Origin of the sequence: Pseudomonas medicaginis, from assembly GCF_965119365.1 — a bacterium.
GTDB lineage: Bacteria > Pseudomonadota > Gammaproteobacteria > Pseudomonadales > Pseudomonadaceae > Aquipseudomonas.
This window is the reverse complement of sequence record NZ_OZ221631.1, coordinates 7,046,395-7,065,992: the sequence shown is the minus strand read 5'-3', so window position 1 is coordinate 7,065,992 and position 19,598 is coordinate 7,046,395. Positions and strand designations below refer to the sequence as shown.

Sequence of the window (19,598 nt, the reverse complement as noted above, 5' to 3'; positions counted from 1 at the left end):
ATAAATCCCCTCGCCACATTGAACCTTGGTGCTCAGTGGATGTTCAGCACGATCCCCACCCGAGTCAGCCACTCGGCTTCCTGGGCGAAGTCGGCTTGGGTCAGCTGGTTCTCTTCCAGCCATCCGTCGGGGAACATCACGTCCAGTTGATCGCCGTCGGCATGCAGGGCGACCTGGGGCATTTCCTGGGTGCCTCGGATGTGGTGGAACAGGATCGCAAAACGCAGCAGCACGCACAGGCGAATCAGCTTGGTGCCGTCATTGCCGAACTCGGCGAATTTATCCTTGGGAATATTGCGGCGGTGGCCGCGGACCAATAGCGCGAGCATCTGCTGGTCTTCCCGGGAGAAACCGGCCAGGTCCGAGTGCTCGATCAGGTAGGCACCGTGCTTGTGGTAGTGATAGTGGGCGATGTCCAGGCCCACTTCGTGGACCTTGGCGGCCCAACCCAGCAACTCGCGCCAGACCCCGTCGTTCAGGTCCCAGTCATCGGCGACCTGGTCGAAGGCGTGCAAGGCCTTGCGTTCGACCCGTACGGCCTGCTCCTGATCGACGTGATAGCGCTCCATGAGCGAGCCCAGGGTGCGCTCGCGCACGTCTTCGTGATGATGACGCCCCAGTAGGTCATACAGCACGCCTTCGCGCAGGGCGCCTTCACAGTGGTCCATGCGTTGCAGTTCGAGGGCGTCGAAAATCGCCTCGAGGATCGCCAGGCCTGCGGGGAAAATCGCCCGGCGATCGGGCTTGATGCCTTCGAAATCGATCTTGTCCGCTTCACCGAGCTTGAACACCCGGCGCTTGAGCCAGGCCAGGCCCTCGGCGTTGACTTCGCCAGTGCCGTGGCCGCCAGCCTTGAGCGCCAGGCCGATGGCGCGAATGGTCCCCGAGGAGCCGATGGCTTCGTCCCAGGTCAGGCGATGCAGGGCGTGTTCGATGCTCATGATTTCCAGACGCGCTGCCGTGTAGGCCTGGGCGTAGCGGGCCGGGGTGATCTTGCCGTCGCGGAAATAACGCTGGGTGTAGCTGACGCAGCCCATCTGCAGGCTTTCGCGCAGCAGCGGTTCGAAGCGCTGGCCGATGATGAATTCGGTACTGCCCCCGCCGATGTCCGCCACCAGGCGCTTGCCCGGGGTGTCGGCCAGGGTGTGGGAGACGCCAAGGTAGATCAGGCGGGCTTCTTCACGGCCGGAGATGACTTCCACCGGATGGCCGAGGATCTCTTCGGCGCGACGGATGAACTCGCCACGGTTGCGCGCTTCGCGCAGGGCGTTGGTGCCGACGATCCGTACCGCACCCAGGGGCATGCCGTTGATCAGTTGGGCAAACCGCTTGAGGCAATCGAGCCCGCGCTGGATGGATTCTTCGCTCAGCTTGCGCTCTTCGTCGATGCCGGCGGCCAGCTGGACCTTTTCGCCGAGCCGCTCAAGAATGCGGATTTCCCCGTTCTGGGCTTTGGCGACAACCATGTGGAAGCTGTTGGAGCCCAGGTCTATGGCAGCGATCAGGGACAGATTCTTGGCTTGGGATGGCGGCATGGTCAAAAAGTCTCGGTCGATAACCTTGCCATCCTGCCACGATCGACCGCTTACGCCAACGCGCCTGAACCAAACCCTTGAGCCAGAGCAGCTTGCAGGGTGTCCTTGTGGCGAGGGGATTTATCCCCGCTGGGCTGCGCAGCAGCCCTAAAGCTGTGAGCTCAATCATCCTGGCACGCCGAGTTGCCTGGTTTGGGGGCCGCTTCGCAGCCCAGCGGGGATAAATCCCCTCGCCACAGAGTGTTCCTTGGCTGAGAAAATCAGGCAGGCTCGACCATTCCGATGAAGTTCGCCAGCTCGGCCGTCTGCGGAGCGGCGAACAACACCTTGGGATCGCCCACCTCATGCACCTTGCCCTGGTGCATGAACACCAGTTTGTCGCCCACTTCCCGGGCGAAGCGCATTTCATGGGTGACCATGATCAGGGTCATGCCTTCCTGGGCCAGTTGCCGCACCACGCTGAGTACCTCGTTGACCAGTTCCGGGTCCAGGGCTGAGGTGATTTCGTCGCACAGCAGCACTTTCGGCGACATTGCCAGCGCGCGGGCAATCGCGACCCGTTGCTGCTGGCCGCCGGACAAGCGGTCGGGGAAGGCATCGAATTTCTCGCCGAGCCCGACCCGCTCCAGCATCTGTCGCGCCAGCTCGGTCGCCTTGGCCTTGGGCACCTTCTGGACAACTTGCGGCGCGAGCATGACGTTCTCGCCGACCGTCAGGTGCGGGAACAGGTTGAACTGCTGGAACACCATCCCGACTTTCTGCCGCAGGCTGCGCAGGTCGGCGCGGGCGGCATCGAGGTATTCGCCGTCGACTTCGATCACGCCGTCGTTGATCGATTCCAGGCCATTGAGGGTGCGCAGCAAGGTGGACTTGCCCGAGCCGCTGCGGCCGATGATCGCCACCACCTGGCCTTCCTCGACACTCAGGTCGATGCCTTTGAGCACGTGATGATCGCCGTAGTACTTATGCAGGGCGGTAATTCTAAGCAGAGGCATGCAGTCTCCTTTCCAGGTAGCGCGCACTGAGGGACAAGGGGTAGCAGAGCAGGAAGTAACCGAGGGCCACCAGGCCGTAGACCATGAACGGCTCGAACGTGGCGTTGGCGAGCATGCCGCCGGTCTTGGTCAGTTCGGTGAAGCCGATGATCGACGTCACGGCCGTGCCTTTGACCACCTGCACGGAAAAGCCCACGGTCGGCGCCACGGCGATGCGCAGCGCCTGGGGCAGGATCACATAGCGCAACTGCTCCAGCGGATTGAGGGCCAGGCTCGCCGAGGCTTCCCATTGGCCGTGGGAAATCGAGTCGACACAACCGCGCCAGATCTCCGCCAGGTAGGCGCTGGTAAACAGCGTCAAGGCGATCGCCGCCGCCATCCACGGTGAAATCTCCACCCCGGCCAGGGCCACGCCGAAGAACACCAGGAACAGCTGCATCAACAGCGGTGTGCCTTGGAACAGTTCGATGTAGGTGCGAGCGAGGTTGCGGGGCAGGGCGCTCTTGGAGATGCGCAGCACCATCACCAGCAAGCCGATCACACCGCCGCCGATAAACGCCACCAGCGACAGCGCCAGGGTCCATTGCAGGCCGGTGAGCAGGTTGCGCACCACGTCCCAGAAAGTGAAATCGCTCATTGGCCGCTCCCGGTGCTGCTCCTGTACAGGCAGCGGCGGCCCACCCAGTTGAGGAACTGGCGGATCAACAGTGCCATGCACAAGTAGATGAGCGTGGTCAGCGCGTAGGTTTCGAACGCGCGGAAGTTGCGGGACTGGATGAAGTTGGCGGCAAAGCTCAACTCTTCGGTGGCGATCTGCGAACAGACCGCCGAGCCGAGCATCACAATGATGATCTGGCTGCTCAACGCCGGCCAGACTTTGCCCAGTGCTGGTAGCAGCACCACATGGCGGAAGGCCTCGAAGCGGCTCATCGCCAGGGCCGCGGCGGCTTCCAGTTGCCCCCGCGGGATCGCCTGGATGCCGGCGCGGATGATCTCGGTGGAATAGGCGCCGAGGTTGATCACCATCGCCAGCACCGCGGCCTGCCATTCGGAAATCTGCAGGCCCAGGGACGGCAAGCCGAAGAAGATGAAGAACAACTGCACCAGGAACGGTGTGTTGCGGATCAGCTCCACGTATACGCCGAAGATCGCCGCGAACGGGCGGATGTTCCACGCCCGCACCACGGCCCCGACGATGCCCAGGCTGACCCCGAGCAACGTGCCGATGGCTGTCAGTTCCAGGGTGAACAGCGCACCGCGCAACAGCAGCTCGGTGTTTTGTAGCACCGGCAGAAAATCGAACTGATAAGCCATGCTCAGCCTCTCAAGCGACGGTCAGAGATCGGCCGGCAGCGGCTGCTTGAGCCAGGTCTGGGAGTTTTTCTCCAGGCTGCCATCGGTCTTGGCGGTGGCCAGGATCTGGTTGACCTTGTCCAGCAGCGCCGGCTCGTTCTTGTTCACGCCCACGTACACCGGCGAATCCTTGAGTTTGACTTTCAACGCCGGGACGCGCTTGGGATTGCGTTCGCTGATGGCGACCATCACCACGTTGCCGCTGGCGATCAGGTCCACCTGGCCGGCCAGGTAGGCGGCGATGGTCGAGTTGTTGTCTTCGAAGCGCTTGATGGTGGCGCCTTCGGGGGCGACCTTGGTCAGCTCGATGTCTTCGATGGCGCCACGGGTGACGCTGATGGTCTTGCCCTTGAGGTCGTCCAGGGTGTTGATGGCGGCATCAGGCGGGCCGAACACCGCCAGGTAGAACGGCGCATAGGCGCTGGAGAAGTCGATGACTTTTTCCCGCTCAGGGTTCTTGCCCAGGCTGGAAATCACCAGGTCGACCTTGCCGGTGGTCAGGAAGGGGATGCGGTTGGTGCTGTTGACCGGCGTCAGTTCAAGCTTGACCTTGAGCTGGTCGGCCAGCAGTTTCGCGGTGTCGATGTCCAGGCCGCGGGGTTTCATGTCCGGGCCCACCGAACCGAATGGCGGGAAGTCCTGGGGCACGGCAACCTTGAGGGTGCCTCGCTTGACCACGTCTTCCAGGCCATCGGCGTGGGCGGGTAGCTGACAGAGCATCAGGCTGGCAAACAGAGCTGTGAGCAGGGCGCTGCAACGCTGAATCATGGCGAATCTCCGCAATCGGTGATGTGATTTCTGCGTTTGGACAGAGCACAGGCCATGCCAAGGCGACTTTTCCGCAGCCCAAGCCGCGGTTTTGCTGGTGGAGAGCGGTCTTACTGGTCTGAACAGTCGTGGCATTTTTCGCACCGTTATCGGGCGTCGGTATTTGTCGCCGAACCCTGCTGGGGCACGACTTGCCGGGCGCGGCGAATAGCTTTACAACTAGCCGCTCACTGGCCCGGTTCGTCTTAAAAATCATGAATTCCATCGCTCGCGCCGTTCCTGAAGTGGCCCTGCAAGCCATCCGCAAACTGATCGTCGATGAAGGCTTCGGCCCGGGCGATGCGCTGCCGTCGCAACGGGACCTGGCGCTGCAATTGGGGGTGAGCCGGGCGTCGCTGCGCGAAGCGCTGTCATCCCTCAGTGCCCTGGGCATGATCAGCGTGCAGCCGGGCAAAGGGGTCTTCGTGCAGGCACCGGTAGAGGCTCCACGCAGCGAATCGGCGCCGGGCTGGCCGTTCGCGGCCCAGGCCTCGCCAGTGGATATCTTCCAGTTGCGCTACGCCCTGGAGGGTTTTGCGGCGGGGTTGGCGGCGGTGACGCTCAGCGCCGATGAGCTGGACATGCTGCAAGACAATGTCGAAGCCATGCGACGGGAATTGAAGATCGGGGATTTCGACGCCGCCGCGCGGCTGGACTTCGAATTCCATCGGCGAATCCTGTTGGCCAGCGGCAACCAGGCGATGCTGAGCATCCTTACCGCCAGTGCCGACATCTTCCTGGAAAGCCAGAAGCTACCGTTCATCCGGGCGGAGCGGGCGATGGAAACCTGGCAAGAGCATCGCAAGATCCTTCGCGCCCTGGCCCGTCGGGCTTCAGGCGCTGCGCAAAAAGCCATGCAGGAACATGTACGTAACGCTGCACTGCGTACCGGCATTTCCTTCGTCGCCCCCGCGGCTTCATGACGTCGGCCATACCCAAAGCCATCGACCGCCATAGCGAGACTCAATCAACTGCGGCTTCCTGAACCCGGGAAGGGCCGTTATGATGGGCCACGTTTTTTTGCTGACAACCCCGGAGATTTCCATGAGCAGCGATCTGATCAAACACGTTAGCGACGCTAGCTTCGAGGCTGACGTACTCAAGGCCGAAGGCGCGGTACTGGTCGACTATTGGGCTGAGTGGTGCGGTCCCTGCAAAATGATTGCCCCGGTCCTGGACGAGATTGCCGAGACCTACAAAGGCAAGCTGACCGTTGCCAAGCTGAACATCGACGAAAACCAGGAGACTCCGGCCAAGCACGGCGTGCGTGGTATCCCGACCCTGATGCTGTTCAAGAACGGCAACGTCGAAGCCACCAAAGTGGGTGCGCTGTCGAAGTCGCAACTGGCTGCTTTCCTCGACGCCAACATCTAAGCGCCGAATGCCACTGAAAAAGCCCCGCAAATCGCGGGGCTTTTTTCGTTGTTCGGGGCTAGACGCTTGCAAACCCAGGTGGTACATTCGGCCCCGCACTGGTTTCTCCAGTGCCCCCTGCAAGCCGTCGCCGACGCTCTCCTTTCGAATAAGTACGCGATCCTGTCGCCTTCTCTGCGGCGCGGCCTCATTAAGCCAAAAGCTTAATTTCCCCCCTCCATAAATGATTACGTCATTCCTATATGAATCTGACTGAACTCAAGCAAAAGCCGATTACCGAACTGCTCGAATTGGCCGAACAGATGGGCATAGAAAATATGGCCCGTTCGCGCAAGCAGGACGTGATTTTCTCCCTGCTCAAGAAGCACGCGAAAAGCGGCGAGGAAATCTCCGGTGATGGCGTGCTGGAGATTCTCCAGGACGGCTTCGGCTTCCTTCGCTCCGCAGACGCTTCCTATCTCGCCGGCCCAGACGATATCTACGTCTCGCCGAGCCAGATCCGTCGCTTCAACTTGCGCACCGGTGACACCATCGTTGGCAAGATCCGTCCTCCGAAGGAAGGCGAGCGTTATTTCGCCCTGCTCAAGGTCGACACGATCAACTTCGATCGCCCGGAAAACGCGAAAAACAAGATTCTCTTCGAGAACCTGACGCCGCTGTTCCCGACCGTGCGCATGAAGATGGAAGCCGGCAACGGTTCCACCGAAGACCTCACCGGTCGCGTCATCGACCTGTGCGCACCCATCGGCAAAGGCCAGCGCGGCCTGATCGTGGCGCCGCCGAAAGCGGGCAAGACGATCATGCTGCAGAACATCGCGGCCAATATCGCCCGTAACAACCCTGAAGTTCACCTGATCGTGCTGCTGATCGATGAGCGTCCGGAAGAAGTGACCGAGATGCAGCGCACCGTGCGCGGCGAAGTGGTCGCCTCGACGTTCGACGAGCCGCCAACCCGCCACGTGCAGGTTGCCGAAATGGTGATCGAGAAGGCCAAGCGCCTGGTCGAGCACAAGAAGGACGTGGTGATCCTGCTGGATTCCATCACCCGTCTGGCCCGTGCCTACAACACCGTGATCCCGAGCTCCGGCAAGGTACTGACCGGTGGTGTCGATGCCCACGCCCTGGAAAAACCGAAGCGTTTCTTCGGCGCAGCACGGAACATCGAGGAAGGCGGTTCGCTGACCATCATCGCCACCGCACTGGTTGAAACCGGTTCGAAGATGGACGAAGTGATCTACGAGGAATTCAAGGGCACCGGCAACATGGAGCTGCCTCTGGATCGCCGTATCGCCGAGAAGCGTGTGTTCCCGGCCATCAACATCAACCGCTCCGGCACGCGCCGCGAAGAGTTGCTGACCGCCGACGACGAATTGCAGCGCATGTGGATCCTGCGCAAGCTGCTGCATCCGATGGATGAAGTCGCCGCCATCGAGTTCCTGGTCGACAAGTTGAAAACGACCAAGACCAACGATGAGTTCTTCCTGTCGATGAAACGCAAGTAACACGAAGCAACGCTTCAAAAAAGAGCGCCCCTGACCGGGCGCTCTTTTTTTTGGCTGGATTTGTATCAAAGCAGACAACTTTCGAAGTCCAGCAGTGTCCTTGCTGTTGGCATTTGTATTTTTAAACGACAAGGAACGTTATGCACACATTTGGCAATCGCCGTGACATCGACGGGTTGAGGGCCCTGGCCGTTATTCCGGTGGTGCTGTTTCACTTCGGTTTCAGCACGTTCAGCGGTGGTTTTGTCGGAGTCGACGTCTTCTTTGTCATTTCCGGGTTCCTGATCACCAGCATCCTGTTCCGTGAGATGGGTGCGCAACGCTTCAGTTTCATCGATTTCTGGGCCCGACGTGCGCGACGCATCCTCCCGGCCTTGAGCCTGGTGCTGTTGGCCACGCTGGTCATGGGGTGGTGGCTGCTGACGGCCAAGGATTTTTCCGAGCTTGGCCGGACGGTTCGTTACCAATCGCTGTTCATTTCAAACATCTTGTTCATGCGTGAAGACGGCTACTTCGAGCCGGCGTCGGACCTGAAGCCGTTGCTTCATACCTGGTCGCTGGCGGTTGAGGAGCAGTACTACATTTTCTTTCCGTTGTTGATGGTGTTGTTGATGCGCCATGTTCGTCATTGGCGCTGGATGTTGTTTGCCATATTGCTGATTTCTTTCGGGCTGAACATCGCTTACATCGACCGCAAGCCTGACGTCGCTTTTTTCTCGCTGCCGACACGTGCCTGGGAGCTCTTGTGCGGCGCGATGCTCGCGGTATTGCCCGCGTCAAGACACGTCGTGAGGCCGTGGCTCTATCAACTGGCGGGCTTGGCCGGGTTGGCGGCGGTCCTCGTGGCGGTGTTCACCTTTGACAGGACCACGACGTTCCCGGGGTGGGCCGCTCTACTGCCTGTTCTCGGTGCCACCGCGTTGATCTGGTCCGGGGCACAGGGTTCGACCTGGGTGGCCCAACTGCTCGGTGCCAAGGTGCTCGTCTGGATTGGCTTGATTTCCTATTCCCTTTATCTGTGGCACTGGCCGATCTACGTCTATGCCAATGCTGTTTCCATCGACGGTATCGAGCATTTGGAGGCCGTGGGTTGGATATTGCTGGCGTTGAGTCTTGCCTGGCTGAGTTGGCGCTTCGTTGAGCTTCCGTTTCGTGAAAAGCGCTTGCTGCCCGGACGCAAACCGGTGCTGGTGGGAGGCTTGCTGGCCATGGTCGCCCTGGCGGTGACAGGTTCGGTGGTGCGTTCGGCGGATGGCTTTCCCCAGCGTCTCACTGGCAAGGCGTTGGAGTATGCGCAGGCGCGGGATTGGAAGGCCGGGCAGATGAAGTGCTTTCTGGTGAAGTCGGACAAGAATCTGGACAAGGCGTGCCTGGTTGGCGAGCACAAAGAGGTCCCGGCGACTCAACTGTTCTGGGGCGACAGCCATGCCGCGGCGTTGTTGCCGGCGATCCAAAGCAATGCCACGCGCGCTAGGCGCCCGGTATGGCTTTACAGCATGAGCGCTTGTCCGCCGCTCCTGAGCGACGACCTGCGCCAACGTTGCAAGGACTTCAATGAAAGAACCATGGAGCAGGTTCGCCGCCTGCAGATCAAGGATGTGGTGTTGGCCTCCAACTGGAGTCTTTACGTCTATGGTCGTGAGGACGGCGATAACAATTTACTGCTCGACCCCCGTGACAATACGGCCGAGGCCGAGTCGCGCATGGCTGCGGCGCTCAAGGCTCGGGTGGCGCTGTTGAGGGCGGCGGGTGTGCAAGTGTGGCTGTTCAAGGAGGTGCCGCTGCAGCGCAAGAACGCGATCGATCGATTGACGAGCCTGGCCCGGGTCGGACGTTCGACCGAAGGCCTGGGGCGTCCGCTGCAGGAACACTTGTCCCGCCAGCATTTTTTCAGCGCCTTGTTCGACTCGATGAGCGCCGCCGATCCAGGCGTACATGTCATCGATCCGACCCCGCTGATGTGTGCGGGCCAGATTTGCAGCATCGAAGTCAATGGTCACTCACAGTACAAGGACGAGGATCATCTCTCTGATCTCGGCAGTACCCGACTAAGTCCGCTGTTTGCCCCCGTACTCTTGGGTACAACCGACAATTGATCGTCGCCGCGCACGCACGGGCTGCTGTTTGGGCGCTGGAGCAGGTAGGATATACGCCTATTTTCGGGGTGGCATCTCAATGCAATTCAAGGATCTTCGGGATTTCGTGCAGCAACTTGAGCAGCGCGGTGAGTTGAAACGCATCCAGGTTCCTGTCTCTCCCGTGTTGGAGATGACGGAAGTCTGTGACCGCACGCTTCGCGCGAAAGGCCCGGCGCTGTTGTTCGAGAACCCGACGGGCTACGACATCCCGGTGCTGGGCAACCTGTTTGGCACGCCGGAGCGCGTGGCGTTGGGCATGGGCGCCGAAGCCGTCAGCGAACTGCGCGAGATCGGCAAGCTGCTGGCGTTCCTCAAGGAGCCCGAGCCGCCGAAAGGCCTGAAGGACGCTTGGTCCAAGCTGCCGATTTTCCGCAAGATCATTTCCATGGCGCCGAAAGTCGTCAAGGATGCGATCTGCCAGGAAGTGGTGATCGAGGGCGACGACGTCGACCTGGGCATGCTCCCGGTGCAGACCTGCTGGCCGGGCGACGTGGCGCCGCTGATCACCTGGGGCCTGACCGTCACCAAAGGTCCGAACAAGGACCGTCAGAACCTCGGCATCTACCGTCAGCAGGTGATTGGCCGCAACAAGGTCATCATGCGTTGGTTGAGCCACCGCGGTGGCGCGCTGGACTACCGTGAGTGGTGTGAAAAACACCCTGGCCAGCCATTCCCGGTGTCGGTGGCCCTGGGGGCGGACCCGGCCACCATCCTCGGCGCCGTCACGCCCGTGCCCGACAGCCTCTCCGAATACGCGTTCGCCGGCCTGTTGCGCGGCAACCGTACCGAACTGGTGAAATGCCGTGGTAACGACCTGCAAGTACCGGCCACCGCCGAAATCATCCTTGAAGGGGTGATCCATCCTGGTGAAATGGCCGATGAGGGGCCCTACGGCGACCACACCGGGTATTACAACGAAGTCGACAGCTTCCCAGTGTTCACCGTCGAGCGCATCACCCATCGGACCAAGCCGATTTACCACAGCACCTACACCGGCCGTCCGCCTGATGAGCCGGCCATTCTCGGCGTGGCGCTGAACGAAGTGTTCGTGCCGATCCTGCAGAAGCAGTTTCCGGAAATCACCGATTTCTATCTGCCGCCGGAAGGCTGTTCGTATCGGATGGCCGTGGTGACCATGAAGAAGTCGTATCCGGGACACGCCAAGCGGGTGATGCTCGGGGTCTGGTCGTTTTTGCGACAGTTCATGTACACCAAGTTCGTTATCGTCACCGACGACGATATCAACGCACGGGACTGGAACGACGTGATCTGGGCCATCACCACGCGCATGGACCCCAAGCGTGACACGGTGATGATCGAGAATACGCCGATCGACTACCTCGACTTTGCCTCGCCGGTGTCCGGCCTGGGGTCGAAGATGGGGCTCGATGCCACGCATAAATGGCCCGGTGAAACCACCCGTGAGTGGGGCCGGGTTATCGTCAAGGATGAAGCCGTTACCCAACGGATCGATGCCATCTGGAATCAGTTAGGAATAGATTGATGCGTGTAACCTTGCAGCCTTCCGGGGCGGTGCTGGAGATACGGCCCGCCGAGCGGATTCTCGATGGCGCGCGGCGCCTGGGCTATGAATGCCCGCAAAGCTGCCGCAACGGCAACTGCCACGTCTGTGGTGCGTTGTTGGTGGAAGGCCGCGTGCAACAGGCGGGCGAGGTGCGCGATCACGGTGAGATCTTCACGTGCATCGCCGAACCGCTGGAGGACTGCGTGGTGTTGTGGGATGGCGTGCTGTCGCCGGGTGAGCTACCGGTACGCAACCTGGCGTGCCAGGTGATCGAGTGCGCCGACGTGGGTGGCGATGTCTGGCGAGTGCGTCTGCGGGCCCCAGCGGGCAAGCCCCCGCGCTATCACGCCGGGCAGTACCTGATGATCCAGCGGGAAAATGGCGAGAAGTCGGCGTTCTCCCTGGCCTCGGCGCCGCATTGCGGGCGCGAGTTGCAGCTGCATGTGCTGGTGCGCGAAAGCAGTGCGCAGACGCTGCTGGAACAACTGCGACGCAACCCCAGCGTGCGCGTCGAAATGCCTTTTGGCGACACGCATCTGTCCGAGTTGCCGGACGGGCCGTTGGTGCTGATCGCCGCCGGGACCGGCATGGCGCAGATGCACAGCTTGATCGAGCATTGCCGTGCAGCGGGTTTCAAGCACCCGGTGCACCTGTATTGGGGCGTGCGGCGGCCAGAAGATTTCTATGAAATCGAGCATTGGGACGAATGGAAAAAACTGCCGAACCTGTACCTGCACAAAGTCGTCAGCGACTTGTGCGGTTGGGAAGGACGTTGCGGAATGCTCCATGAAGCCGTATGCGAGGACATCAGCGATCTTTCCGGCGTGCACGTCTACGCCAGCGGCTCGCCCGCAATGATCTATGCCACGCTCGATGCGTTGGTGGAAGCCGGGATGGACGCCCATCAAATGCGCGCCGATGTGTTTGCCTATGCGCCTCGGGCTTGAGTAGAGCTCATTTAGCCCAGGCTAAGGGGCTTTTGTGGCGAGGGGATTTATCCCGGTTGGGCTGCGAAGCGGCCCTCGAAATCAGAAATCAATTGATCTGACACACCGAGCGCTCGGATTCTTGGGCCGCTTCGCGCCCCAGCGGGGATAAATCCCCTCGCCACAAATGTATAGATCTGCACATATGCCTATTCGATATTTAGCTCATGAGCCAGATGCCGTTAAGGTATATGCCAGCGCCCCCAGCATTCATGGCATCCAATTTGCCTTGGTTCTGCCAAGCGTCAGTGTCATGACGGCGCACCATCCAGCTTCATGAATTGCGAGGAGCCCACCGCTACCGGCCATGACCGCTATCGAATCCGCCCTTACCTGTGCCTTGTACCCACCACGACTCGAGCTGGGCCCGCAGCTGACCCGTGAGCAATTGCTCGCCTCGATGCAATTGACCATGAGCCTCCACCAGGGTGGTCCGGTCTGGTTGTTCGCGTACGGTTCACTGATCTGGCGGCCAGAATGCACGGCGGTGGAGCGGGTGCGCGGCCGGGTCCATGGTTACCATCGCGGGTTGTACCTGTGGTCCCACGAACACCGCGGCACCCCGGAATTGCCAGGGCTGGTGTTCGGATTGGATCGCGGCGGTTCGTGCAGCGGCTTCGCCTACCGGTTGCCGGAGGAGCATCTCGAGGACTCGCTGTTTGCCCTGTGGCAGCGCGAGATGCCGGTCCCGTCCTACCGCCCGCACTGGCTCAGTTGCCGTCTCGAGGATGGCAGCCGGGTGCAAGCCTTGGGGTTTGTGCTGGAGCGCCACCTGCCCAGCTATGCCGGCAACTTGCCGGACCATGTGCTGAGCCAGGTGTTTGAGAGCGCCTGTGGGCGTTACGGCACCACCCGCGATTACGTCGAGCAGACCGTCCACGCCCTGCGCAGCCACGCCATGCCAGACCGGAATCTGGAGGCGCGGCTCAAGCGCTGCAGATCAGCGCTGGATCAGGCGACGGCTTCGCGGCTCTGACTGGCGATCTGCTTGTGCCACAGGGTGGGCGCGAGGAATGCCATCGCCAGCAGGCACGCACCAATCAACAGCACAAACCCACCATCCCAGCCAAAATGGTCCACGGTGTAGCCCATGGCGGCACTGGCCGCGACCGAGCCGCCCAGGTAACCAAACAGGCCGGTGAAGCCCGCGGCGGTACCGGCGGCTTTCTTCGGCGCCAGCTCCAGTGCCTGCAAACCGATCAGCATCACCGGGCCGTAGATCAGGAAGCCGATGGAAACCAGGGCGATCATGTCGACGGTCGGGTTGCCGGCCGGATTCAACCAGTACACCAGCGTTGCCACGGTCACCAGGGCCATGAACACCATGCCGGTCAGGCCACGGTTGCCGCGGAAGATCTTGTCCGACATCCAGCCGCACAGCAGCGTGCCGGGAATGCCCGCCCACTCGTAGAAGAAATAGGCCCAGGAACTCTTGTCCACCGTGAAGCCCTTGGCTTCCTTGAGGTAGGTCGGCGCCCAGTCCAGCACGCCGTAGCGCAACAGGTAGACGAAGACGTTGGCCATGGCGATGTACCAGAGCATTTTGTTGCGCAGCACGTACTTGACGAAGATTTCCTTGGCGCTGAATTCGTTCTCGTGGCTGGCGTCGTAGCCTTCCGGGTAGTCGTTCTTGTATTTCTCGATCGGCGGCAAGCCCACCGACTGCGGGGTGTCGCGCATGGTCGCGAAGGCAAACACCGCAACGACGAGCGCTACCGTAGCGGGCACATAGAATGCCGCGTGCCAATCATTGAACCAGGCCATCCCCAGCAGGAACAGCGGACCGATCAGGCCCCCGCCGACGTTGTGCGCCACGTTCCACACCGACACCACGCCGCCACGCTCCTTCTGTGACCACCAGTGCACCATGGTCCGTCCGCTTGGCGGCCAGCCCATGCCCTGGGCCCAGCCGTTAATGAACAGCAGGATGAACATGATGGTGACGCTGGACGTTGCCCAGGGCGCGAAACCGAACACGAACATCACCCCCGCCGAGACCAGCAAGCCGAAAGGCAGGAAGTAACGTGGGTTGGAGCGGTCGGACACCAGGCCCATCAGGAACTTCGACAGCCCATAGGCGATGGCGATGGCCGACATGGCCAGGCCCAGCTGACCACGGGTGTAACCCTCGTCGATCAGGTACGGCATGGCCAGGGAGAAGTTCTTGCGCAACAGGTAATAGCCGGCGTAGCCAATGAAGATCCCGGCGAAGATCTGCCAGCGCAGGCGTCGGTAGGTGCTGTCTATTTTTTCTTCAGGCAGGGACGCCTGATGGGCGGCAGGACGAAAGAAAGCAAACATTCAAGGGCTCCAGGTTCTTGTTATGACTGCGGATGCGAATGTTACAGTTTCGTTACCGAAAATAGCATTGGTTCTTATCGTTTAAACAGCGAAATTTTTCTGATCGAATGTTCTTAAACGAACATGTCGCTCAGATATTGGCGAAAGCTGTCGTAGGAAATGTCGTCAAAGGCTTTTTCATGCGGTGCATCGGTGGCTAAGGGGCAGGATAGTGGGAAAGGTCTTTCACCCAAATGGGAAGTCTCGCTATTCAGCCCCAGGGCCGCGGTCTCTACCCTCTATGTCTTTGCCAAGTCTGGCATTCAGGTGAGGGGTGAGGGCATGAGGTGGTGTGTCGTGATGCTGTTGTTGTGCTTGTCCGGTACGAGCGGGGCGACGGGTGTGTTGTTGGTGCCCGAGCACAATCCCAAGCCGGACTACCCGACGGCCCTGCACCGGAAGGGAGTCGTGGGTATGGTCCGGGTCGGCTTCACGGTGCATGCCGATGGTCGTGTCGATGAAGTCGCGATCCTGCACAGTGATCATCCGGATTTCGCCGAGGCCGCGCGGGAGGCCGTGAGGCAATGGCGCTTCAGGCCGTGGACGATGGACCACGAGCATCCGGCGCAGACGCACGTCGTAGCGCCCTTCGAGTTCCGCCTGGATGGCTTGCCGCTGGATGCCAATAAGCGGATCAAGACCTGGAAATGCTCGGTCATCAATTCGCATGCCAGGGGACAGCTGTGGGTAGAGGATTTGCTCCCGTTCCGTTACACCCGCAGTTACTTGTCCAATGAGTTTCTTGTGAAGCAGATGCCGGATGTGGAGCGTTTGGCCTTGATCGCCCGGTTCAACAGGCTCCTGCCTACGATCGTGCAGCGTTGCGGGAGCTTTCCTGCGGCACGGTATGTGCGGATGCTGCCGCAGGAGATTCGCGAGTTGCTTTAGCCGCCCAAGGGTGCGCCATCGCCGGTGGCGATGGCGCCTATTTGTTTATTCTGGCTTGAAGCCGGGTTTTCCGTTTTCTGCTCGCCAGATTTTAATTTCATTCAGAATTCCCTCCGGACTGTCTTCTCGGCCTTGTTTAGGGTAGAAAATAAGTGCGGATTTCTCTGGGTGCTCAGTAATCTTCTCAAAATGTTTTGCAAGTTTACTGGTGTATTCACCGAGCTCATCTCCAGTAAGCTCGTTATTTTCTTCGAAAAATTCCTTAAGGAAGGATAGAAACTCTGCTTCGGTATAGTCCTCGATTTTTCCTTTGAAGATCATGGCTTTGTTCCTTTTTTGTGAAGCTCAATGTGTTCTTTAGGTGTCATGATGCTTAGGTTGTCCAAGTCGTAAACTGCACCGCCCTTGGAAATCCATTGTATATGATGAATTTCAAACTTGTTCCTTTCACCTACGTGGTCGTCTGGAATTGTGAACGGGGCAGCGCCGTTACGCATCAGTTTCAGATTGGATCTACTGAACTGTGCTGATAATTTTTCATCATTGGCTACCCTCTTCCAAAATTTTTCTCGAAAGGCATCAAAGTCTCTGAAGTCCTGGCCCCGAAGTAGGTTTGCTATCTCGCGAGGAACGGGGGCTCCAACGCCGTGCTCGGTACTTCCTAGCCAGTTTTCCCCAACCTCCTGACCTGCTCCAGTCACCGTCCCCGGCTCATATCGCGGCCCGGTACGACTCGCCATAACATAGACTGGCTGGATTCCCGATTCCATTGGAAATACCAGCACATAATCGTCAATGTCTGCCTCGTCGCAAGCTGGATGCTCGTCTATTCTCCCCTCTATCTGGGTAATCCTAGCCCCTGGAAGGATCCTGATTTTCGGCTGCGTCACAGGTAACTCGGTCGATCCAAGAAGGATATCCCCTGGCGGGCTATTCGGTGTCCAAGTCAGCGTTCTTGGAAGAATTCCTTCGGTCGTGAAAGTATATAAGTTGGTGTCGGGATCGAGTGTTACGTATCTGATCCGGACCTCGTTGGGTAAATTTCCACCGGTCGGTGAAAGATAAAACTGGGTATGCTCCCCGCGAACCGAAGATACGACGCGAAACGGTAAATAATTAGTTTCATTATTTGGAGTTAATTTGAAGTCCTCGTCCAATTGGTACAGCGGAATGCTAATCACCACTGGATGACGCTGAAGTTCGCTATTGCCGACTGTCGGAGAATAAGACACCGCCAAGCCAAATACCGCCAATGGACCACCCGCCATGGTGCTACTCGCTTTCTTCAGTAGATCGATGGCGCCTTGCAACGAAACGGGCGAACCCTCATACCCAGCGATCAGGCCGTCGGGAGTCGTCATGAGTGGCCGCACTGAGGCCATCGCGCCGCTGGCAGTGGACAGTTGTATATTTTCGATGTGGTGTTTCAACCGAAAAGTTGCGTCGATATCGGCTTGTGCTTTACGCAGCAAGGCCTCTCGTTGACCACTCTTCGATGAACTGTAAAGGTCTCCCGCTGCATGCTCTGCTTTGGTTGCACCTTGATGCGCGAAAGACAGTTTCCGGTGTTTGTGCTGCATCCACGGCAATTTACGGTCGATGTCTTCGGGCTGGGTGTGGTTGAACTGATGGAGCAGTTCGTTAAATTGGTCTGCCAATGCCACCGCGGTGTTTTGTTTTCGTTCTTGTTCAGCTCGCGCTTCAGCTCTCTGTTGAGCTTGTACTTTTTGTTCTGCTCCAACACGTAGCTGTTCTTGTAAGCGTTCGGCTGCCAGAGCTCGGTCGATGAGTCCGGTAAAGGCATTGGCTGTTTTTGTTAAGTGTCGAATGGATTCTGAATGAAGAAGCGATACATGGTAGTCCTGCCATCGTTTTCCTAGGTTTGTTTTTGCCTGTAGCGCCACAAGATTGTTGAGGGCATCGAGTTCGGGTTTGCTCAATGGTGATTTGATGTTCGGATTGGCTTTCGCGTAAGCGGCGATAGCGGACCGTTCAGTCGTGATGATCTTGGTTGCGGTTGCCTTGTAGTTCCTAAGGGATTGAGAAGTGGCTAAACCGGTTGTTACGCCCAGTGCTGAAGATATTTTTTTTAGCAGAAAACTCGGGAGAAGCTGAAGATGGATATTTTTTTCCTGACTGATAACCCTGAATTTCTCATTCACAGCAGACGCTGAATTGTTTTGTCCGGCTTGAGTTTTGCTGGCAGCCTGCTCGACTTTTTTTGATGATTGTTCCAGTTGTCCGGCAAGAATGTCTTTTTGCAGTGATAGCCGTTTCAGCTCTAACGCTGATCGGTACGCATTATCGATCGCTGAGTAAGCGACGGCGATATTGGGTGGGGAGGTCTGAAGACTTTCCATTATTCTTTTGAAAGACAATTCTTTCATTAGGAAAAATGGGTTTTGACCATACAGCGAGTAGGCACTTTTGGTGCGTGCTTGATACTCGGATTCTTTGGATTGAATGACCTTTAGTGTTACTTCCTGCTCTATTTTCGCTTTTTCCAATGGCGAAAGTGGACGGGCGCCTATTGCTGATTTTTTTGTTTGCTCAAGTTCTTTTGTTGTGGTTTCGATGATTTTTATAAAGATGTTGCTGTACTCGGCATCGATGACTTCGCTATTTGCTGTACGCTCTCTCGTCATGTCATCCCATGCATATGGAATAGATGCGTTGTGTCTTTTTAAACTTCTAGTCACCCCTCTAGGAGACTCTTCGTGCAGACCCCTGTCCTTGGTGCCTCGCCACGTAAGTTTGGAAGCCGCTCACCCTTGATCGATAAAGGACCTATTTCGTATGAGCCGGGGCCCAACTGCTTGTGAGGTCCTAAATATGTATTCGCATCGCACATATGACTTATCCATGTCGGCTTATCCGTTACTGAATGGCTCCCCGCTACTGTGGGGGGCGTTGTGTGCGAAGAAGGTTTGCGTATTTTTTCGGCGAGAGTGCGGTATATATCTACCGCCTAATTGGTATTTATTGATGGTTGCTGAGAATTCCAGTGCAGGGTAATGAGAAAGAAAAAGCCAGAACCACCTCATCAGTGGTTCTGGCCTTTTTGTCCGCTTGGTTTCAACGCACCTGCACAACCACCTTCCCTACCGCCTTGCGCTGCCCCAGGTCATTGATCGCCTGCGCCGCATCGCTCAGCGGGTACACCTGCGACACCAGCGGCTTGAGCTTGCCCTCGGCGAACCAGCCGAACAGTTGCTGGAAGTTGGCGGCATTATCCTGGGGCTGGCGTTGGGCGAAGGAGCCCCAGAACACACCCACCACGGCAGCGCCCTTGAGCAGGGCGAGGTTCACCGGCAGTTCGGGGATGCGTCCGCTGGCAAAGCCCACCACCAGCAGCCGGCCGTTCCAGGCGATGGCGCGGATGGCCTGGTCGAACAGGTCGCCGCCCACCGGGTCGTAGATCACATCGGCGCCCTGGCCGTCGGTGAGGCGCTTGATTTCATCCTTGAGGCTGGTATCGCTGTAGTTGATCAGTTCATCGGCGCCGGCCGCCTTGGCCACGGCGAGTTTCTCCGCGCTGCTGGCAGCGGCGATGACCCGGGCACCCATGGCCTTGCCGATTTCCACGGCCGCCAGGCCAACGCCACCGGAGGCGCCGAGCACCAGCAGGGTCTCGCCGGGCTGCAGGTTGGCCCGTTGCTTGAGGGCGTGCATCGAGGTGCCATACGTCATGCTGAAGGCGGCGGCGGTGTCGAAGTCCATGGACGCGGGAATCGGTAACACGTTGTAGCCAGGGACCGCCACCTGTTCGGCAAAGCTGCCCCAGCCGGTCAGCGCCATCACTCGGTCGCCGACCTTCAAGTGGCTGACTTTCTCTCCCACTTCTCTGATGACGCCCGCCGCTTCACCGCCGGGGGAAAATGGGAATGGTGGCTTGAATTGGTATTTGCCCTCGATGATCAGCGTGTCAGGGAAATTCACCCCGGCGGCATGCACGTCCAGCAGCACTTCGTTCTTCTTGGCGACGGGGCTGGCGACGTCTTCCAGCACCAGCGATTCGGCGGGACCGAATTCTTTGCACAGCACGGCTTTCATCAGGGCTATTCCTTTGGGAGTGATGGCCGATAAGTGTAGGTGTGAGAGACAACGGGTCAACGAGCATGCCCCGCCCTGATAGCCGGCCATAAGCTTGTGCTT

17 protein-coding genes are annotated in these 19,598 nt (G+C 59.0%); 8 read left to right on the top strand and 9 right to left on the bottom strand.

Annotated features, from left to right (window positions below; all coding sequences use genetic code 11):
- Positions 1–32: 32 nt before the first annotated feature.
- From ppx to ACMTA2_RS31260, 5 genes are all read right to left on the bottom strand, one after another.
- Complete coding sequence (gene ppx / locus ACMTA2_RS31280; RefSeq protein ID WP_413793153.1) at positions 33–1,535, bottom strand: exopolyphosphatase; 1,503 nt, start codon at positions 1,533–1,535, stop codon at positions 33–35.
- Between the two features lie 260 nt (positions 1,536–1,795).
- Positions 1,796–2,530, bottom strand: coding sequence for an amino acid ABC transporter ATP-binding protein (locus ACMTA2_RS31275; protein WP_413793152.1), 735 nt, complete (start codon positions 2,528–2,530; stop codon positions 1,796–1,798).
- Positions 2,517–3,167 (bottom strand): amino acid ABC transporter permease, encoded by a 651-nt coding sequence (locus ACMTA2_RS31270; RefSeq protein WP_413793151.1) that lies wholly within the window; start codon positions 3,165–3,167, stop codon positions 2,517–2,519. Before ACMTA2_RS31270 ends, ACMTA2_RS31275 begins: the two co-directional genes overlap by 14 nt.
- Positions 3,164–3,844 carry an amino acid ABC transporter permease gene (locus ACMTA2_RS31265; RefSeq protein WP_413793150.1) on the bottom strand — a complete coding sequence of 227 codons (681 nt, stop codon included), beginning with the start codon at positions 3,842–3,844 and terminating at the stop codon, positions 3,164–3,166. Before ACMTA2_RS31265 ends, ACMTA2_RS31270 begins: the two co-directional genes overlap by 4 nt.
- Positions 3,845–3,865: 21 nt before the next feature.
- On the bottom strand, positions 3,866–4,651 hold the full coding sequence (locus ACMTA2_RS31260) for a transporter substrate-binding domain-containing protein (protein ID WP_413793149.1): 786 nt from the start codon (positions 4,649–4,651) through the stop codon (positions 3,866–3,868).
- A 254-nt stretch (positions 4,652–4,905) separates the two neighbouring features.
- Here ACMTA2_RS31260 and ACMTA2_RS31255 point away from each other — a divergent pair, with 254 nt between their 5' ends.
- The 7 genes from ACMTA2_RS31255 to ACMTA2_RS31225 all read left to right on the top strand — a co-directional run bounded on the left by ACMTA2_RS31255 (position 4,906) and on the right by ACMTA2_RS31225 (position 13,191).
- The gene (locus ACMTA2_RS31255) at positions 4,906–5,613 is read left to right on the top strand and encodes a FadR/GntR family transcriptional regulator (protein WP_046065741.1); all 708 of its coding nucleotides are present in this window, start codon (positions 4,906–4,908) and stop codon (positions 5,611–5,613) included.
- 121 nt (positions 5,614–5,734) lie between these two features.
- Entirely contained in the window at positions 5,735–6,064 is a 330-nt protein-coding gene (gene trxA / locus ACMTA2_RS31250) for a thioredoxin TrxA (RefSeq protein ID WP_003206727.1), read from the top strand.
- Between the two features lie 242 nt (positions 6,065–6,306).
- Positions 6,307–7,566, top strand: a complete 1,260-nt coding sequence (gene rho / locus ACMTA2_RS31245) for a transcription termination factor Rho (protein ID WP_003206716.1) — start codon at positions 6,307–6,309, stop codon at positions 7,564–7,566.
- Between the two features lie 140 nt (positions 7,567–7,706).
- A complete protein-coding gene (locus ACMTA2_RS31240) occupies positions 7,707–9,662 on the top strand; it encodes an acyltransferase family protein (protein ID WP_413793148.1) in 1,956 nt (651 codons plus the stop codon).
- A gap of 79 nt (positions 9,663–9,741) precedes the next feature.
- Entirely contained in the window at positions 9,742–11,208 is a 1,467-nt protein-coding gene (gene ubiD, locus ACMTA2_RS31235; RefSeq protein ID WP_413793147.1) for a 4-hydroxy-3-polyprenylbenzoate decarboxylase, read from the top strand.
- Positions 11,208–12,176 (top strand): CDP-6-deoxy-delta-3,4-glucoseen reductase, encoded by a 969-nt coding sequence (locus tag ACMTA2_RS31230; RefSeq protein WP_413793146.1) that lies wholly within the window; start codon positions 11,208–11,210, stop codon positions 12,174–12,176. The genes ubiD and ACMTA2_RS31230 overlap by 1 nt, the downstream gene beginning before the upstream one ends.
- A gap of 346 nt (positions 12,177–12,522) precedes the next feature.
- Positions 12,523–13,191 (top strand): gamma-glutamylcyclotransferase, encoded by a 669-nt coding sequence (locus tag ACMTA2_RS31225; RefSeq protein WP_413793145.1) that lies wholly within the window; start codon positions 12,523–12,525, stop codon positions 13,189–13,191.
- Here ACMTA2_RS31225 and glpT read toward each other — a convergent pair.
- Positions 13,167–14,516, bottom strand: coding sequence for a glycerol-3-phosphate transporter (gene glpT / locus ACMTA2_RS31220; protein ID WP_413793144.1), 1,350 nt, complete (start codon positions 14,514–14,516; stop codon positions 13,167–13,169). The two genes, ACMTA2_RS31225 and glpT, sit on opposite strands and share 25 nt — an antisense overlap.
- A 339-nt stretch (positions 14,517–14,855) precedes the next feature.
- On the opposite strand from glpT, the gene ACMTA2_RS31215 reads away from it, so the two are divergent.
- The gene (locus ACMTA2_RS31215) at positions 14,856–15,443 is read left to right on the top strand and encodes an energy transducer TonB (protein WP_413795753.1); all 588 of its coding nucleotides are present in this window, start codon (positions 14,856–14,858) and stop codon (positions 15,441–15,443) included.
- Positions 15,444–15,488: 45 nt separating this feature from the next.
- Here the strand turns inward: ACMTA2_RS31215 and ACMTA2_RS31210 are convergent, their stop codons facing one another.
- The 3 genes from ACMTA2_RS31210 to ACMTA2_RS31200 all read right to left on the bottom strand — a co-directional run bounded on the left by ACMTA2_RS31210 (position 15,489) and on the right by ACMTA2_RS31200 (position 19,496).
- A complete protein-coding gene (locus ACMTA2_RS31210) occupies positions 15,489–15,764 on the bottom strand; it encodes a bacteriocin immunity protein (RefSeq protein ID WP_413793143.1) in 276 nt (91 codons plus the stop codon).
- Positions 15,761–18,088, bottom strand: a complete 2,328-nt coding sequence (locus tag ACMTA2_RS31205; protein WP_413793142.1) for an S-type pyocin domain-containing protein — start codon at positions 18,086–18,088, stop codon at positions 15,761–15,763. Before ACMTA2_RS31205 ends, ACMTA2_RS31210 begins: the two co-directional genes overlap by 4 nt.
- Positions 18,089–18,518: 430 nt before the next feature.
- Positions 18,519–19,496 (bottom strand): NADPH:quinone oxidoreductase family protein, encoded by a 978-nt coding sequence (locus ACMTA2_RS31200; protein WP_413793141.1) that lies wholly within the window; start codon positions 19,494–19,496, stop codon positions 18,519–18,521.
- Positions 19,497–19,598 lie beyond the last annotated feature (102 nt).

Excerpts from the sequence above, each read along its gene's own strand:
- ppx (WP_413793153.1), bottom strand. The coding sequence starts at position 1,535 with ATGCCGCCATCCCAAGCCAAGAATCTGTCCCTGATCGCTGCCATAGAC.
- ACMTA2_RS31275 (WP_413793152.1), bottom strand. The coding sequence starts at position 2,530 with ATGCCTCTGCTTAGAATTACCGCCCTGCATAAGTACTACGGCGATCAT.
- ACMTA2_RS31270 (WP_413793151.1), bottom strand. The coding sequence starts at position 3,167 with ATGAGCGATTTCACTTTCTGGGACGTGGTGCGCAACCTGCTCACCGGC.
- ACMTA2_RS31265 (WP_413793150.1), bottom strand. The coding sequence starts at position 3,844 with ATGGCTTATCAGTTCGATTTTCTGCCGGTGCTACAAAACACCGAGCTG.
- ACMTA2_RS31260 (WP_413793149.1), bottom strand. The coding sequence starts at position 4,651 with ATGATTCAGCGTTGCAGCGCCCTGCTCACAGCTCTGTTTGCCAGCCTG.
- ACMTA2_RS31255 (WP_046065741.1), top strand. The coding sequence starts at position 4,906 with ATGAATTCCATCGCTCGCGCCGTTCCTGAAGTGGCCCTGCAAGCCATC.
- trxA (WP_003206727.1), top strand. The coding sequence starts at position 5,735 with ATGAGCAGCGATCTGATCAAACACGTTAGCGACGCTAGCTTCGAGGCT.
- rho (WP_003206716.1), top strand. The coding sequence starts at position 6,307 with ATGAATCTGACTGAACTCAAGCAAAAGCCGATTACCGAACTGCTCGAA.
- ACMTA2_RS31240 (WP_413793148.1), top strand. The coding sequence starts at position 7,707 with ATGCACACATTTGGCAATCGCCGTGACATCGACGGGTTGAGGGCCCTG.
- ubiD (WP_413793147.1), top strand. The coding sequence starts at position 9,742 with ATGCAATTCAAGGATCTTCGGGATTTCGTGCAGCAACTTGAGCAGCGC.
- ACMTA2_RS31230 (WP_413793146.1), top strand. The coding sequence starts at position 11,208 with ATGCGTGTAACCTTGCAGCCTTCCGGGGCGGTGCTGGAGATACGGCCC.
- ACMTA2_RS31225 (WP_413793145.1), top strand. The coding sequence starts at position 12,523 with ATGACCGCTATCGAATCCGCCCTTACCTGTGCCTTGTACCCACCACGA.
- glpT (WP_413793144.1), bottom strand. The coding sequence starts at position 14,516 with ATGTTTGCTTTCTTTCGTCCTGCCGCCCATCAGGCGTCCCTGCCTGAA.
- ACMTA2_RS31215 (WP_413795753.1), top strand. The coding sequence starts at position 14,856 with ATGCTGTTGTTGTGCTTGTCCGGTACGAGCGGGGCGACGGGTGTGTTG.
- ACMTA2_RS31210 (WP_413793143.1), bottom strand. The coding sequence starts at position 15,764 with ATGATCTTCAAAGGAAAAATCGAGGACTATACCGAAGCAGAGTTTCTA.
- ACMTA2_RS31205 (WP_413793142.1), bottom strand. The coding sequence starts at position 18,088 with ATGACGAGAGAGCGTACAGCAAATAGCGAAGTCATCGATGCCGAGTAC.
- ACMTA2_RS31200 (WP_413793141.1), bottom strand. The coding sequence starts at position 19,496 with ATGAAAGCCGTGCTGTGCAAAGAATTCGGTCCCGCCGAATCGCTGGTG.